This window comes from Longimicrobium sp. (genome assembly GCF_035474595.1).
Taxonomy (GTDB): Bacteria; Gemmatimonadota; Gemmatimonadetes; order Longimicrobiales; family Longimicrobiaceae; genus Longimicrobium.
Genome location: NZ_DATIND010000160.1, coordinates 1 through 15,544, shown reverse-complemented (window position 1 = coordinate 15,544; position 15,544 = coordinate 1). Strand labels below are relative to the sequence as shown.

General features: G+C 71.7%; 14 protein-coding genes. 3 read left to right on the top strand and 11 right to left on the bottom strand.

Going from position 1 to position 15,544, the window contains the following annotated elements; translation table 11 throughout:
• Positions 1-227: 227 nt before the first annotated feature.
• The 8 genes from VLK66_RS28205 to VLK66_RS28170 form a co-directional block, all read right to left on the bottom strand.
• Positions 228-1,925 carry an LptA/OstA family protein gene (locus VLK66_RS28205; protein WP_325312864.1) on the bottom strand — a complete coding sequence of 566 codons (1,698 nt, stop codon included), beginning with the start codon at positions 1,923-1,925 and terminating at the stop codon, positions 228-230.
• Positions 1,925-2,494, bottom strand: coding sequence for an LPS export ABC transporter periplasmic protein LptC (lptC, locus tag VLK66_RS28200; protein WP_325312863.1), 570 nt, complete (start codon positions 2,492-2,494; stop codon positions 1,925-1,927). The genes VLK66_RS28205 and lptC overlap by 1 nt, the downstream gene beginning before the upstream one ends.
• Before the next feature lie 11 nt (positions 2,495-2,505).
• Positions 2,506-3,507: a KpsF/GutQ family sugar-phosphate isomerase gene (locus VLK66_RS28195; RefSeq protein ID WP_325312862.1), complete on the bottom strand. Its 1,002-nt coding sequence runs from the start codon at positions 3,505-3,507 to the stop codon at positions 2,506-2,508.
• Positions 3,504-4,082, bottom strand: coding sequence for an HAD-IIIA family hydrolase (locus tag VLK66_RS28190; RefSeq protein WP_325312861.1), 579 nt, complete (start codon positions 4,080-4,082; stop codon positions 3,504-3,506). Before VLK66_RS28190 ends, VLK66_RS28195 begins: the two co-directional genes overlap by 4 nt.
• Positions 4,075-4,980 carry a 3-deoxy-8-phosphooctulonate synthase gene (gene kdsA, locus VLK66_RS28185; RefSeq protein ID WP_325312860.1) on the bottom strand — a complete coding sequence of 302 codons (906 nt, stop codon included), beginning with the start codon at positions 4,978-4,980 and terminating at the stop codon, positions 4,075-4,077. Before kdsA ends, VLK66_RS28190 begins: the two co-directional genes overlap by 8 nt.
• Before the next feature lie 4 nt (positions 4,981-4,984).
• Complete coding sequence (locus tag VLK66_RS28180; RefSeq protein WP_325312859.1) at positions 4,985-6,691, bottom strand: CTP synthase; 1,707 nt, start codon at positions 6,689-6,691, stop codon at positions 4,985-4,987.
• Positions 6,688-7,464 carry a 3-deoxy-manno-octulosonate cytidylyltransferase gene (kdsB, locus tag VLK66_RS28175; protein ID WP_325312858.1) on the bottom strand — a complete coding sequence of 259 codons (777 nt, stop codon included), beginning with the start codon at positions 7,462-7,464 and terminating at the stop codon, positions 6,688-6,690. The genes VLK66_RS28180 and kdsB overlap by 4 nt, the downstream gene beginning before the upstream one ends.
• A gap of 348 nt (positions 7,465-7,812) precedes the next feature.
• Positions 7,813-8,766, bottom strand: coding sequence for a copper resistance D family protein (locus VLK66_RS28170; RefSeq protein WP_325312857.1), 954 nt, complete (start codon positions 8,764-8,766; stop codon positions 7,813-7,815).
• A gap of 314 nt (positions 8,767-9,080) precedes the next feature.
• On the opposite strand from VLK66_RS28170, the gene VLK66_RS28165 reads away from it, so the two are divergent.
• The 3 genes from VLK66_RS28165 to VLK66_RS28155 all read left to right on the top strand — a co-directional run bounded on the left by VLK66_RS28165 (position 9,081) and on the right by VLK66_RS28155 (position 12,552).
• A complete protein-coding gene (locus VLK66_RS28165) occupies positions 9,081-10,292 on the top strand; it encodes a tail fiber domain-containing protein (RefSeq protein ID WP_325312856.1) in 1,212 nt (403 codons plus the stop codon).
• 200 nt (positions 10,293-10,492) lie between these two features.
• Positions 10,493-11,467: a hypothetical protein gene (locus VLK66_RS28160; protein ID WP_325312855.1), complete on the top strand. Its 975-nt coding sequence runs from the start codon at positions 10,493-10,495 to the stop codon at positions 11,465-11,467.
• 29 nt (positions 11,468-11,496) lie between these two features.
• Positions 11,497-12,552 carry a tail fiber domain-containing protein gene (locus VLK66_RS28155; RefSeq protein ID WP_325312854.1) on the top strand — a complete coding sequence of 352 codons (1,056 nt, stop codon included), beginning with the start codon at positions 11,497-11,499 and terminating at the stop codon, positions 12,550-12,552.
• 572 nt (positions 12,553-13,124) lie between these two features.
• Here the strand turns inward: VLK66_RS28155 and VLK66_RS28150 are convergent.
• Genes VLK66_RS28150 through VLK66_RS28140 form a run of 3 tightly spaced genes read right to left on the bottom strand, consistent with a single transcriptional unit; the run spans position 13,125 to position 15,541 of the window.
• Positions 13,125-14,627 (bottom strand): hypothetical protein, encoded by a 1,503-nt coding sequence (locus VLK66_RS28150; RefSeq protein ID WP_325312853.1) that lies wholly within the window; start codon positions 14,625-14,627, stop codon positions 13,125-13,127.
• Between the two features lie 2 nt (positions 14,628-14,629).
• Positions 14,630-15,205, bottom strand: a complete 576-nt coding sequence (locus VLK66_RS28145; RefSeq protein WP_325312852.1) for an aminodeoxychorismate/anthranilate synthase component II — start codon at positions 15,203-15,205, stop codon at positions 14,630-14,632.
• A gap of 39 nt (positions 15,206-15,244) precedes the next feature.
• Entirely contained in the window at positions 15,245-15,541 is a 297-nt protein-coding gene (locus VLK66_RS28140; protein ID WP_349260559.1) for a nucleotidyltransferase family protein, read from the bottom strand.
• Positions 15,542-15,544 lie beyond the last annotated feature (3 nt).

Below are 15,544 nucleotides of genomic sequence, written 5' to 3'. Positions count from 1 at the left end.
CACCTGCTCGTCCAGGTACCGCACCGTCTCGGGCGAGGCGAAGTTCCCCGGCGCCTGCCCGTCGCCGCCGTACCAGCGGTGGTACTCCTCGCGCACGCCGGTCAGCCAGCGGGCGCGGTCCACGGGGTGCGCGCCCTCGTCGGCGGCGGCCAGCGCCCGCAGCGCCATGAGCGCCGAGAGCCCGCCCGCGCCGGTGGCGCTGACGATTCGCTCCAGCCGGGGCTCCGTCAAGGCTTGCGTCCTCCCGCTGGCTGCAACGGAGCGCTCGGCGAGTCCCGCGAAGGCGCCGGAGTCGCGGGTGGATTGGACGCGGGGGGACGGTTCACCGGCGGGCTCCCCGACCGCGGCGGCGTGTTCGACGGCGCCGGCATGGTCCCCGTGGTCCCCGTCGTCGCCCGCGTCGCGCCGGTCACGGTGCCGGGGCGCGCGGTCGTCTGCCCGTTCGCGCGGGCGGCCCGCCCCGCCGCCGAGGTGTCGTTCTGCGCGGTGCGGGTGTCGGGATCCAGGTACACGCCCTGCTTCAATCCGCGCACGTGCGCCACGTCCACCTCGCCATCCTTGAAGGTCAGGTCGATGCGGTCGCCGATCAGGTAGTTCAATCCCGGCTTCTTCTGTCCCGCCTTCGCCGAGTCGTCGCGCATGCGGTAGAGCGAGTGCGCGTCGCCGATGGCCAGCAGCCGCTCGATCTCCGTCTTCGCCGTGTCTCCCTGCGCCGTCGCGGGACGCGCCGGACGTCCCGCGAGCCGCACGCTGTCGCCGCGGGCGGGGCGCGACGCGCTGTCCGCGCGCGCGGAGTCGCTGCGGAAGAAGGCGACGATGGTGTCGGCCGTCAGCACGTCCTTCTGGTCCAGCTCGGTCGGCGGCTCCGTCATCGACCGGGGCACCGTTGGAACGGATGCGGTCCGCCCCGCCGCCGCGCCGGAATCGACGACCACGCTGCGGACGGCGATGGTGTCCCAGCTCTCGCCGCGCGCCTTGCCGACGGCGTTTACCTGCCGCAGCCGCTGGTCGGGAAGCAGGGCCTCGATCGAGTCGGCCTCCATGCGGAAGCCCTTGGAGACGGCGGTGGAGCGCCCCGGCGTGGTGCTTCCCGGCACCTGCCCGCTGGTCATCCGCTGCAGCAGGTCGCGCTCGAAGAACATGCGCAGCAGCGGCCCGTCCACCGTCAGCCGCTCGCTCACCAGCCGCGCGTTGGTCTGCGCCACCACGCGCGAGACCGAGCCGTTCTGCAGGTCGGTGGTGATCAGGTCGCCCGAGAGGTGGTACTTCTCGTTGTCGACCTTCGCCTGCCGCCGCAGCTCCACGTGGTCGGCCACCTGGTCGTAGTACGCCTCTTCCGCGGTCGACCGGGTGCCGTTGTCGTTGATGACGACGTTGCCGGTGGCCGTCATGTACCGCTCGCCGACGGAGGTCACGCGGTCGGCGTCGATCTCCATGGGGTTGCGGCGGTTCGCCGAGCCGTTGCTCTTGGGGACGACGGTCACGTGCGGGCGCTGCGTGGCGGTGGACTGCGCCTCGGGGCGCCCCGCCATGGCGCGGAAGTACTCCAGCTCGGGGCCGCGCAGGGTGGAGCCCTTCTGCTTGTCGGTGAAGACCACGCTGCCGGTGGCGTACAGCCGCCCCGTCTGCGAGTTGTAGGTCGCGTAGTCCGAGGTCAGCGAGCGCCCCGGGTCCTGGTAGTCCACCTGGCGGTAGAGCTGCACCTCGTTCTGCGCGGAGTAGATCACCGCGCTGTCGGCGCGCAGCTCCTCGCCGTTGGTGCAGCGCACCAGCAGCGGCCCCTGCGCGCTGATCACGCGGTTGCGCGGGTCGCCGATCGCCGTCCAGTTGCCGCGCTGGGAAACCAGCTCGCAGGTGTTCTGCGCGGCCGCACGGCCGGCGGACGGCACGGCGAAGAGGGCGAGGGCGAGGAGGATGCGGCGCATCAGAAGGTGATCCCCCCGCTGCCGACCTTCACGCCCTGCACCACCGCGTTCTTCCCCTGCACGTTGGTGAAGGCCGAGTTCGAGGTGAAGCCGTCGGAGATGAGCGTCTGCCCGTTCTCCACGATGGTGGTGGATTTCTCGCTCCACACGCGGTCGCCGCCCTGGTCCCAGTGCAGCTCCTCGCTCTTGATGGTGCGCATCCCCTTGTCGCCCTGGGTGATGAGGACCACGTTGCCGCGCGCCGTCATCATCCCCGAGGTCTGGTCGTACTCCCCCGTCTTCGAGGTCAGCCGGCTGGGCTGGCGCCCCGGCTCGTAAAAGGTGAGCCGCACCTTCTTCAGCTGCGAGCGCGTCTCGCCCTCGGGGGTGACCGCCGTGTCGGCGAAGAGGTCGGCCTTCAGGCGGCCCGCCTCGCTGATCTTCAGGTTCATCCCGATGGTCACCTGGTTGCTGTTGGCGTCGGCGGCGATGGCCGGGCCCGCCGGCTCCACGCCGCACGCGGCAAGGAGGGCAAGGCCGAGCACCGGCACCCAGGTGAGCCCCATCGGGCGGATCGTCACAGATTTCATCGTCTTCCGGTTCATACCGCGCCGGCGCGCATCAGGTCGTGCAGGTGCACCATCCCCACCACGCGCCGTTCCTCGTTCAGCACCGGGAGCGCCATCACCCCGTGCCGCTCCATCACCCCCACCGCGGCGGCGGCCAGCTGGTCGGGCCCGGCGGTGCGCGGATTGGCGGACATGATCTCCGATACGGAGATTGCAAAAAAGTGTTCCTCGCGCTCCATCAGCCGCGTCAGGTCGCCGCTGGTCACCACGCCCAGGAGCTTCCGGTCGCCATCCACGATGGCGACGGTGCCGCGGCGCTCGGCGAGCAGCATCACGCACTCGCGCATCGGCGCGTCCGGGGCGAGGAGCGGCAGCTCCTCCGCCACCATCACGTCGGCCACGCGCAGGATCAGGCGCCGGCCCAGCGCGCCGCCCGGGTGCAGCCGCGCGAAGTCGTCGCGTCCGAAGCCGCGGCGCAGCAGGAGGGCCACCGCCAGCGCGTCTCCCATCGCCAGCGCGGCGGTGGTGGACGAGGTGGGCGCCAGGTCGTGCGGGCAGGCCTCCTCGGCCACCGAGCAGTCCAGCACGAACTCGCTCTGCCGCGCCAGCGACGAATCCATTTGCCCGGTGAGCGCCACCAGCCGCACCCCCATCCGGCCGAGGTATTCGACGAGGCCGCGCAGCTCCTCGCTCTCGCCGCTCTTGCTGAGCAGGATGGCCACGTCGCCCGCCTCCACGATCCCCAGGTCGCCGTGCAGCGCCTCCACGGGGTGGAGGAAGGTGGCCGGTGTCCCCGTCGAGGTCAGCGTCGCCGCGATCTTCCGGGCGACGATGCCGCTCTTGCCGATGCCGGAGACGATCACGCGGCCGCCGTCTTCCAGGATGGCTTCCACCGCGCCCGCGAAGTCGCTGCCGATGCGGGCCTCGAGCGCGGCCACGGCCTGCGCCTCCTGGCGGATCACGCGGCGGGCGCGCTCCAGCGTTTCGGCCAGCGACAGCCCCGGCGTGGCGGCGGCGAGCGTCTCCAGCATCATCCCCCCGGCCTTTCCGAGCCGGCCTCGCGCTCGCGCACGTAAGCCTCCACGCGCCCGGCCCACTCGCCGCGGGCGGTCAGCAGCGCCTCGGCGAACTCGCGCACCGCGCCGCGCCCGCCGTGCTTCTCCGCGGCCCAGACGGCGCTCGCCCGCGCGTCCGAGGTCGCGTTGCCGACGACGGCCGGGAGCCCGACGCGGCGGAGGATGGAGAGGTCGGGAAGGTCGTCGCCGATGAAGGCCGTCTCCTCCCACCCGATCCCCAGCCGCTCCAGCATCGCCGTCACCGTCCCGAGCTTGGCCGCGGTGCGGTCCTGGTGCACCTCGTCGATCTCCAGCTCCTCGGCGCGGATGCGCACCGCGTGGCTCTCGCGTCCGGTGACGATGGAGACGTGGATCCCGGCCTCCTTCATCAGCCGGATCCCCAGCCCGTCCTGGATGTCGAAGCGCTTCAGCTCCACCGGCTCGCCGCTTTCCGTCGCACCCAGGTAGATGCCGCCATCGGTCATCACCCCGTCCACGTCCAGCACCACCAGGCGGATCCGCTTCGCCAGCCCGGCGTCGATGCGCTCAGCCACGGGGCGCCGCCTCCCAGTCCAGGGTCCGCGACGCGGCGCGGATCTCCAGCACCTGCTCCAGCAGCGGCTTCAGCCGGGCGAGCGGGAGCATGTTGGTCGTGTCGGAGAGCCCCTTCGCCGGGTCGGGATGCGTCTCCAAGAAGAGCGCGTCCGCGCCCGCCGCCACCGCCGCGCGCACCAGCGCCGGGATGTGGCGCGGCTCGCCGCCGCTGACGCCCGCGCCCTCGCCGGGGCGCTGGACGGAATGCGTGCCGTCGAACACCGCCGGCGCCTCGCACGCCTCGCGCATCAGCGCGAACGAGCGCATGTCGACCACCAGGTTGCCGTAGCCGAAGAAGGTGCCGCGCTCCGTCACCGCCACGCCGGGGGCGCCGGCGCCGCGCACCTTGGCCGCCGCGCCCCGCATCTCGGCCGGCCCCATCCACTGCCCCTTTTTCACGTTCACCGGCTTCCCCGTGGCGCCCGCGGCCACCAGCAGGTCGGTCTGGCGGCAGAGGAAGGCGGGGATCTGCAGCACGTCGACGACCTCGGCCACCGCGGCGCACTGCTCGGGGAGATGCACGTCGGTGACGAGCGGCAATCCCGTCTGCGCCCGCACCTTCTCCAGCTTCGCCAGCCCCTCGTCGATCCCCGGCCCGCGCGGCGAGCCGGGAGACGAGCGGTTGGCCTTGTCGAAGCTGGCCTTGAACAGGATGGGGAGGTCCAGGTCGTCCGCCATCCGCGCCAGCGCCTCGGCCACGCACACGTTCAGCGCGTCGCTCTCCAGCACGCACGGCCCGGCGATCAGGAAGAACTCGCCGCCCAGCCGGAAGAGCCGTCCGACGTCCGCCCGCGGAGACGCCGCGGGCCCGGAGAGCTCCTGCACCGCCTGCAAGATCGCGAATCCCCCGTCGCTCATCTGCTCAGTCTCCCGCCAGCGCGGCCACGTTCGGACGCGCCTCGCGCACCGGCTCGGCGCTCTCGCGCCCGTCCGCCGACGACGTGACCACGGGACCGCGGCGCGCGGCCGCCGCCTGGATGAATGAGGCGAAGAGCGGGTGCGGCTGGTCCGGGCGGCTCTTCAGCTCCGGGTGCGCCTGCGTGGCCACGAACCAGGGGTGGCTGGGAACCTCGATCATCTCCACCAGGTTCCCGTCGGGCGACACGCCGCTGATGCGCAGCCCGCTCTCCTCCAGCTGTTCGCGGTAGACGTTGTTCACCTCGTAGCGGTGGCGGTGGCGCTCGCTGATCTCCTGCGCGCCGTAGATCTCGCTGGCGCGGCTCCCCGGCAGCAGCCGCGCGGTGTACGCGCCCAGCCGCTGCGTGCCGCCCAGATCGGTGATCTCGCGCTGGCTGTTCATCAGGCAGATCACCGGGTCGCTGGTCTTGTCGTCCCACTCGGCGCTGTGCGCGCCGTGGATCCCGCACACCGAGCGCGAGAACTCGATCACCGCCGTCTGCAGCCCCAGGCAGATGCCGAAGAAGGGCAGCCCGTTCTCGCGCGCCCAGCGGATGGCGCTGAGCATCCCCTCCACCCCGCGCACCCCGAAGCCGCCGGGGATCAGCAGGCCGTGGTAGCCGCCCAGCTTCTCCGCGCCCTGCCCGTTCTCGAAGTCTTCCGACGACAGCCAGTCGATCCTGACCTTCACGTCGTTCGCGATCCCGCCGTGGATCAGCGCCTCCTGCACCGACTTGTAGCTGTCGACGAGCGCGACGTACTTGCCGACGACGGCGACGCGGACCTCGCCGTTCCTGGGATGCTTCACCCGCTCGACCAGCTGCTTCCACTCCGTCAGCGCCGGCTTCTCGGTCTGCAGCCCCAGCTTGCTGGCCACCAGCTCGTCCAGCCGCTGCCGTGCGTAGTCCAGCGGCACCTCGTAGATGGTCGACGCGTCGCGCGCCTCGATCACCGCGTTCACGTCCACGTTGCAGAACAGCGCGATCTTCCGCTTCATGTCGGGGGAGATGGCGTGCTCGGTGCGGCAGATCAGCACGTCGGGCTGGATCCCGATCTCCATCAGCTCGCGCACCGAGTGCTGCGTGGGCTTGGTCTTCAGCTCTCCCGCGGCGGCGATGTAGGGGATGAGCGTGAGGTGGATGAAGAGCGTGTTCTCGCGCCCGATCTCCTGCCGGTACTGGCGGATGGCCTCCAGGAAGGGGAGCGACTCGATGTCGCCCACCGTGCCGCCGATCTCCGTGATCACCACGTCGTGGTTCGGCGCCAGCCGCTTGATGGCGCCCTTGATGGCGTCGGTGATGTGCGGGATCACCTGCACCGTGGCGCCGAGGTATTCCCCGCGGCGCTCGCGGGTGATCACGTCCTGGTAGATGCGCCCCGTGGTGATGGAGTTCGCCTGCGACAGCGACTCGCCCACGAAGCGCTCGTAGTGGCCGAGATCGAGATCAGTCTCAGCCCCGTCGTCGGTGACGAACACCTCGCCGTGCTGGAAGGGCGAAAGGGTGCCGGGGTCCACGTTGATGTACGGGTCGAACTTCTGGATCGTCACCCTCAGGCCCCGCTCCACCAGGAGCCGGCCGATGGACGCCGCGGCGATCCCCTTCCCCAGCGACGAGACCACGCCGCCGGTGACGAAGATGTACTTGGTGGGTGCGGTGTTCAGGGCGGTCATGCTCGCTCCAGGGCCGGTGTTGCCATCTGCTTCAGAAGAATCGTCTCCGCGCGCGCCGCGTCGGCCGGGGTGTCCACGCCCCCCTCGGCGGGCGCGCCCACCGCGATGCCGATGCGCAGCCCGGCGGCCAGCGCGCGCAGCTGCTCCAGCTTCTCGATCCGCTCCAGCGGCGACTCGGGGAGCGCCACCCAGCGCAGCAGCGCGTCGCGCGTGTAGCTGTAGATGCCCACATGGCGCAGGAACGCGCCGCCGGCGAAGTCCGGCTCCGCGTCGCGCGGATGCGGAACGGGCGCGCGGGTGAAGAAGAGCGCGCGGCCGTCATCGCCGCGCACCGCCTTCACCACCGCCGGCTCCCGCCACTCCGCCGCGGAGGCGATCGGCGTGGCCACCGTTCCCACGTCCCATCCCCCGTCGCGGACGAGGGCGACCGCGGCCTCCAGGTGGTCGCGGCGCACGAACGGCTCGTCGCCCTGCACGTTCACGATCACCCCGAAGTCCCGCCACTCCGCGCGGCGCACCACCTCTGCGACCCGGTCCGTCCCCGAGGGGTGCTCGGCGCGCGTGAGCACGGCGGAGGCGCCGAAGCCGCGGGCGGCCGCTTGGACCTCGGGGCTGTCGGTGGCGATGACGATGTCGTCGAAGACGCCCGCTTCCACGGCGCGGCGCCAGACCCACTCGATGAGCGGCCTGCCGGCGATGGAGTGCAGCGGCTTGCGGGGGAGACGGACCGACGCGAGGCGGGCCGGGATCACGCCGAGGACGCGAGTGGTCATCGGCTTGCCGGCCCCGTGGGGCGGGATTTCGGGCGGCGGGCGATTGCAATAATCACGCCATGCAACCTAACTGCCCCCCGCACGAATGTCAAAGCGCGCGATGCGGCAGGCGCGTGCTGCTCATCGTCCGTTCATGCGAGGCGCGGGCGCGAGACCAGGATCGGCCCGTCGCCCGGGCATGCAAGGGCGAATGAATTCGCGGCAACAACGGCCCGAAGTCCGCCTTCGCGGACTGCGGCCGCGCCATCTCCGCGCGGCGCCGGCTCCAGCGGGAGAACGGGGACCGTGCCACTGTTCCCCATCTCCCGAAATCCCCCGAATGAAGGCGGCGCCGCGCGCTGGATCTTCCTACTTCCCCGGCTGCGCGGCGGGGGGCGGGCCCCCGCCTCCGGGTCCGGCGCCCGGGTTTTTGGGGCGCGGGGGAGCGGGAAGGGAGATGAGGATGGCGGTGACGACCAGCACCACCCCCGCCACCGACAGCTCGGCGATCGCGGAGCGGCGGATGGCGTCCGCGGCCGACTCGCTGCCCAGCGTGGGGCGCTGCCGGCGCCAGTTCCACGCGCCCAGCGCGAACACCATCGCCACGAACACCAGCTTGGCGATGAGCGCCCACCCGTACGGCGTGGTCCACAGCGCGTCGATCTTCGGCAGGTGCCGCCACGCGGTGATGACGCCGAAGATCACGACCCCGATGCCGGAGGCCAGCGCCAGCGGCGAGAAGCCGTTCACCATCTCCGCCACCAGCGTCCCGCGCCGCCCGCGCCCGCGCTCGTGCCGCAGCACCGCGCCGATCCCCGCCACCACCAGCACGAACAGCGTGCCGATCCACAGCCCGGCGGCCAGCGCGTGCACCGGGTTCACCAGCCGCGCCAGCGGGCCGAAGAACACGCCGCGCAGCTGCCCCACGATCACCCCGACGGCCGCCAGCGGCCACCCGATCCCCCGCCCCGCCGCCGCCAGCGCGAAGCCGGTCAGGGCCACCAGGAGGAGGATGAGCTGCACCTGCGTCTGCAGGTTGCCGCTCGCCAGCGCGGAGACGGTGGTGTGCTGGCGCGCGGCGGCCGCGGGGAGGTTGATGGCCGTGAGGACCGCGCGGATGAGCCATCCCACCAGCCCCAGCACGGCGGCGCGGCGCGCGGCGTCGGCCCACACGTCCGCTTGGTCCGACGGCGTCACGGCGGCAAGGCGGCGCCGCACCGACGCGTAGCGGAAGCCGACGGCGCCGGCGCCCAGGAACAGGCCGATGAAGCCGGCGAGCTCCCGGACGGGCTCGGACCAGGTGATGAGGGGCTCTGCCTGCACGCGGGCGGCTCCGGGCGACGGGGGGTGGGATCGGCGGCTCGGCACGCTCACGGCGCGCGGCCGCCACGATGGCGAAATGGACCGTGCCCGCACGAGCTTCGCAAGCCGCCGTTGTGCAAAAGCGTAGCAGATGATAGCTTTTCGGCGCTGCACCTCGCGATCCCACTCTCCGACACAGAGAAACGCCCGCTGCCGTAAGACCGCGATTCCGTCGTGGCCGGACGCCGCCGTGCCCGCGCGTGCAAGCGGCGCGGGCCCGCGGGTGGGAGAGGCGTGTGCGCGCACCAGATCCACACATCAACCCCCCAGGACCGATGCCCCGCTACCGCTCCACGCTCCTCACCGCCGCGCTCGTGCTCGGCGCGTCGACCCTGGCGCATGCCCAGGCCGACAGCGCGCTGTACGTGTCGAGCGGCGGCACCCAGCTCTTCCGCGTGAACCAGGACGCCGGCCTGGTGGCCAACGGCACCGCCGGAAGCGGGAACATCCCCGCCACCGGCGCGGGCGTGCGCATGATGTGGTTCCCGGCGCTGTGGGCCTTCCGCGCCGGCAAGGTGGAGAGCTTCGGCGCCACCTACTGGGACCTGGCCAGCATCGGCGCGGGCTCCGCCGCCTTCGGCGAGAACACGCGCGCCAGCGGCAGCAACTCCTTCGCGGCCAACCTGGCCACCACCGCCAGCGGTGACGAGAGCGTGGCGCTGGGGAACAACGGCACGGCCAGCGCCGACCGAGCCTTCGCCTTCAACGGCACCGCCAGCGCGGTGGGCGCCGTGGCCATCGGCAGCGGCGCGCAGGCCACCAACGACGACGCGCTGGCCATGGGCCCCAGCTCCATCGCGGGCGGGCTGGCGGCCATCACCCTGGGCCCCAGCATCGCCAACGGCAACTTCGGCGTGGCCATCGGGCTGCAGAACAGCGCCAGCGGGCAGTTCTCGGTAGCCATCGGCAAGAACGCCCGCACCGCCAACCGGCAGGGCTCGATCGTGCTGGGCGACGGCTGTGCCTCCTTCTCGTCGGACTCGGTGTATCCCACCGCCAACAACCAGTTCGTGGCGCGCGGCTGCGGCGGCGTGAAGTTCTACACCAACCAGGGGCTGACCGCGGGCGTGGAGCTGGCTGCCGGCGGCAGCGGCTGGAGCGCGGTGTCGGACCGCAACCGCAAGGAGAACTTCCGGGCGGTGAGCGGCGAGGAGCTGCTGGCCCGCCTGCGCGGCGTGCCGGTGAGCACCTGGAACTACCGGACCCAGGACCGCGCCATCCGCCACATGGGCCCCATGGCGCAGGACCTGTTCGCCGCCTTCGGCCTGGGCGAGAGCGACCGGATGATCAACTCCGTCGACATCGACGGCGTGAACCTGGCCGGCGTGCAGGCGGTGGCCGCGCGCACCGACCAGCTGCGCGCCGAGGTGAGCACGCTGACCGCCGAGAACGCCGAGCTGCGCGGCCGCGTGAGCGACCTCGAGGCGCGGCTGCGGCGGCTGGAGTCGCTGGTGGCCGGCCCGCCGCCCGCCGCCCCGAAGCCCTGACGCGCGTCCGCGCGGGCTCCGGCCCCGGCTCGGCTGCTACGCTCCCCCGTGCGGCCGTCCACGCGGAGAAAGCTTGTCCGGAAGCACGAATCGTCGTATACTGTGGCATCCCAACGGGAAGCCGCTCCACCCTCGCCCCACTCCTCCAGGCCATGTCCCATCGGCAACTGATACAACGCACCGCATGCGGTGCGGCGCTCGTGCTGCTTGCGGCGTGCACCGACCGCCTCCTTCCCACCGCCGCCGCGCCCGCGCTCCCCGCCGGCACCGTGGGACAGGTGACCTGCTCGGTGAACGTGCCCGCGCAGACGATGTCGTGCACCAGCGTGAAGCCCGCCGGCCCGCGCGGCGACCGCATCATCGGCAAGCAGGACGTGTACGTGAAGCTCTCCAGCTCCGGCACCACCTGGGACGCGGGAACCGAGATCCTGTCGAGCAACGTGGTGGTGCAGAACCTGGCCGACCGCCCCATGGGCACGCCCGACGGCTTTACGGTTTCCGGGGTGAAGGTCTTCTTCCAGACCGGGCCCACGGTCACCTCGGGCACCGGCAGCGTGACGGTGGCCAACCCCGACGGCACCGACGGGACCTTCCTGGCGTCGAACCAGACCTACTTCAGCTACGGCGAGATCCTGTCGCCGTACCAGCTGTCGCGGGCGAAGACGTGGCAGTTCAACGTCCCGTCTACCGTGGTTTCGTTCGAGTTCACCGTCTACGTCTCCACCCCGCTGCCCAACGAGAACGATCCGCTGGTCGACAAGGTGTGGACCGGCGCGGTGGACTCGGTGTGGAGCACCCCCGGCAACTGGCAGGACGGCGTGGTGCCCGACTCGTCGAGCGTCGTGGCCATCCCCCCCGACTCGCTGCTGGCCAGCCACACGCAGCCGGTGCTGGCCGCCGACGCCGACGTGGGCTATCTGCGCGTGGGCGCGGCCAGCTCGCTGGGGCTCAAGGGCTTCACCCTGCGCGCCCGCGCCAACGTCGACGCGGTGGGCACCATCAGCGGCGGCACGGTGTGGATGAGCGGCACCGGCGCGCTGCTGCGCGGCAACGTGGACGCGCTGCAGGTGTCCGGGAGCACGCAGCTGCAGGGCACCGTGAAGGCCACCGGCGCCGTGTCGGTGACGGGCTCGCTGTCGGTGAAGGACCAGGTGATGTCGATCCAGCTCCCGTGACCCCCACTCCCCTTCCAGCCGGAGCGATGATGAACACCAGGATTCTTGCGGGCGTGGCGCTGGCGGCGCTGGCCCTTGCCGCCCCGGCGCGGGCGCAGACACCGGACTCGGCGTTCGCGGTGAGCAGCGGCGGGCAGGGGCTGTTCCGCGTGAACGTGGACGCCGGCGTCCTCATGGGCGGCACCTTCGACGGCGACATCAACGGCACGGGGATCCCGGCCGAGGGCTCGGGCACGCGCGCGATGTGGTATCCGCGCAAGGGTGCGTTCCGCGCCGGCGGCATCAACGGCACGCAGTGGGACGCCGCCAACATCGGCAACTACTCCGTGGCCATGGGCCAGGACGTGCGCGCCAGCGCCGACAACGCCACGGCATTCGGGCTTCGCTCCACCGCCGCCCAGGTCAGCAGCTTCGCGGCGGGCGAGGACAACACCGCCTCGGGCGCGGCCTCGGTGGCGCTGGGCTACCACGCGCACACCAACGCGCGGCAGGGCTCGTTCGTGTTCTCCGACCGCTCTTCGGTCGACACGCTGCGCGCCGGGGTGAACCACTCGGCCAACTGGCGCGTCTCCGGCGGCTTCCGGATCTTCACTTCCTCCAACCTGTCCACCGGCGTCACCATCCAGAGCGGCAGCGTCGCCAGCAACTGGGGGCAGTCGAACGCGGTGATCAGCACCAGCACCGGCGCCTACCTCGGCACCGACGGCGTGTGGCACGACGTCTCCGACGTGCGCCGCAAGCACCTGTTCGAGGACGTGTCGGGCGAGGACGTGCTCGTCCGCCTGCGCGCGCTGCCGGTGCGCACCTGGAGCTACCGCGTGGACGACGCCGGGGTCCGCCACATCGGCCCCACCGCGCAGGATTTCCACGCGGTGTTCGGGCTGGGGCGCGACAACGTCACCATCGCCCCGATCGACGAGGGCGGCGTGGCGCTCTCCGCCATCAAGGCGCTGGACGCCCGCACCACCACGCAGGACGCCCGCATCCAGGCCGTGGAGCGCGACAACGCCGCGCTCCGCGCCGAGAACGCCGAGCTGCGCGCGCGGCTGGAGCGCATCGAGCAGATGCTGCAGCCGAAGCCGTAGGCTCCGCCGCGGGTGAGGGACGATGGGAAGCCCCGCGCCGGATTCCGGCGTGGGGCTTCCGCATTCGTGCAGTCGAAGATCGATGGTCTCACGCGGAGACGCGGAGACGCGGAGAACCGATCGCAGTTCTCCGCGTCTCCGCGTCTATCAGGGTACTTCACCCATCGCTGCCAGCCAGAACGCTCCGACCCCGGGCCGCAGACTTCTCCCGCCTGGCCACCGTTGGAGCGCGGCCGCGAGATTGCCAACTGCGTCATCGGAAGATGGTGGGGCGGCAGACTGGCGTGGCGTCCGCCCGCCGATATCTCGCCGTGGCGGCGGTGTGATGGCCCTCTCCTTCGTTCCCGATTGATATGTCGGAAATTTCCGACATATCAATCGGGAGCGAGATTGGAAGGCCGGCTCTCCGCGATCCGATCAGCGGCTCAGCATCAGGCACAGTTACGCACTGCGGGCTTGTCGTTCACCCGATCCACCCGATGACGCAGTTGAGGGCGTGTCCCCCAGCCTGGGAACGTGGGGATGCATATGGACGTCTCAACAACGCCGAACTCCATGTGAGTGAGATCTCTTTAGAATCTTGGGATGGCGAAGGTGAAGACGAAGCGCGACTTGTCGAGTCCCGTCGTCGGATCGACGTACAGCAGCGCCGTGGCGAAGCGGAAGGCCAGCCCGCCGCCGATGTTCTGCACCCACGGCGGCGAGTCTCCGCCCGTCCACGCCGCGCCGGCCGCGTACGCCACCTGCACGCTGGGGATGCCGAGGAACGGCACCTCCACAGGGAGCGGCACGGTGTAGCGCGCGTCCACGAACGCCAGGTGGTCGCCGCGGAAGTAGCCGACCGGGAGCGTGGGGATGGTGGCCGGGCCGCCCAGGATCTGGAAGCGCTGCGGCGGCGCGTCGCTGGCGAACGGCGTGGCGCCGCGCAGGTACACGGTGAGCGTGTGCGTGCGGAAGGCCAGCGCGGTGTACGTGGCCTCGCCCACCAGCTGCGTGAAGTCCGCCACCGACTCGCCGGGGATGGACCGCTCCACCTGCGCGCTCGCCGTCCACTGCGAGAGCCGGCCCACCACGCGCAGCTCGGCGCCCGCAAAGGCGGAGAGGATGTGCCCGTCCATCACAGGCGGGTTCGGGCGGTCCTTGTCGTTCCCCTGCCAGATGGAGAACACGTGCTTGGCCCGCAGCGAGCGGTCGCTGGACCACTGCATGCCGGCGGTGGGATTGAGCCAGCTCTCCCCCGCGATGATCGGCTTGCCGACCGGGCGGAACACCGTGGCCCGCAGCACGTCGGCGTCCCAGTAGTCGCGGTAGTCGCGGCCCGAGGCGAGCACCGACAGCGAGTTCGACAGGTCGCCGCGCTGCCAGGCGTCGTTGGTGCGCGTGGCCCGCGACGCCTCGACCGAGGCGCGCACGTTCTCGAAGCCCAGCGGCATGGTGAAGCGCACGCCGCCGCCCAGGCGGTCGGGGTTCTCGAAGCGGTACGCCGCCCACGCGTCGATGCGCGGCCCGCTGTCGTTGCGCGCCAGCAGCACGCGCAGCGGCAGCGTGAGCGTGACCCCGTTCACCCGGTCGTAGGTGGGGAGCGGGCGGAACGAGAAGCCGACCGCGCTGGGGCGCGCGGGGGGGATGATGCGCGCCGCGTACGCCCCCGTGTCCTGCACCGCGGTGTCGCCCGCGATGGCCACCTGCGTCCCCGCGCCCATCTCCAGGATCTGCCCGGTGGTGGCCAGCGCGGAGGTGTACACGCCGCCGCCCAGGTTGGCGATCTCGCCGCGGACCACGGCGCGCGGGCGGATGAAGAATTCGCCGCCGATCACCGCCACGCTCCCGTCGATCTGCCCCTCCAGCCGCACGTCGGCGTCGTAGACCACCACGTCGCCGGGCGCGTGGAACGAGGCGGGGAGCACCGTGTCGCGGTCGATGCGCAGGTAGTTGCCGCGCGCCAGGATCTGCCGCGCCAGCTCCGCCGCCGGCGAGTGGTCGTCGCCGGAGACGTGGATCTCCTGCGCGGCAAGGGGATGCGTGGCGAGGGCGAGAAGCAGGGCCGCGGCCAGCGCGGCGGAACGAAGGATCATCTTCACGATTGGAGGAAGTTGCGCAGGATGTCCTTCCCTGCCTCGCTCGCGATCGACTCCGGGTGAAACTGCACGCCCCACACGGGATGCAGGCGATGGCGCAGCGCCTGGATCTCGTCTTCCCACCCCGCCTCGTCCGTCCACGCCACCGCCTCCAGCCCGTCCGGCAGCGCCGCCGGGTCGATGGTCAGCGAGTGGTACCGCGCCACCGTGACGGGCGACGGCACGCCGCGGAAGATTCCCACGCCGCCGTGGCGGATGGGCGACGTCTTGCCGTGCATCACCCGCCGCGCGCGCACCACCCGGCCGCCGTACGCCGCGGCGATGGCCTGGTGCCCCAGGCAGACGCCCAGGATCGGCGTGGCCGCGCCCATACGGCGGATGACCTCCACCGACACGCCCGCGTCGGCCGGCGTCCCCGGACCGGGGGAGATGACGATGCGCTCCGGCGCCATCCGCTCCACCTCGTCGGCGGAGACCTCGTCGTTGCGCCGCACGGTCATCTCCGCCCCCAGCTCGCCCAGATACTGCACGAGATTCCAGGTGAAGGAATCGTAGTTATCGATCACCAGCAGCACGGGTTACCGAATTCTCCTCCGACGGTCGCGACGTCATCGTCAGGCGGCATGGAGCACCTGATGGTTGTGCAGGACGTGCCGGCGGATGAACGGGTTCTCGACGCGCGCCTTCTCCACCAGGTCGATCCTGCGTCCGAAGGCGGCCTGCAGCTCGTCCTCCATGTCGAGCCAGTCGTCGAGCGACGGACGGACGCCCGCCTCGAACGTCACCAGCACGTCCACGTCGCTGTCCGGGCGGAAGTCGTCGCGCAGGACGGAGCCGAACAGCGCCAGCTCGCTCACGTGCCACTTCCGGCAGAACTCCTCGATCCGCTCGCGCGGGACCTCGATCTTCATCTC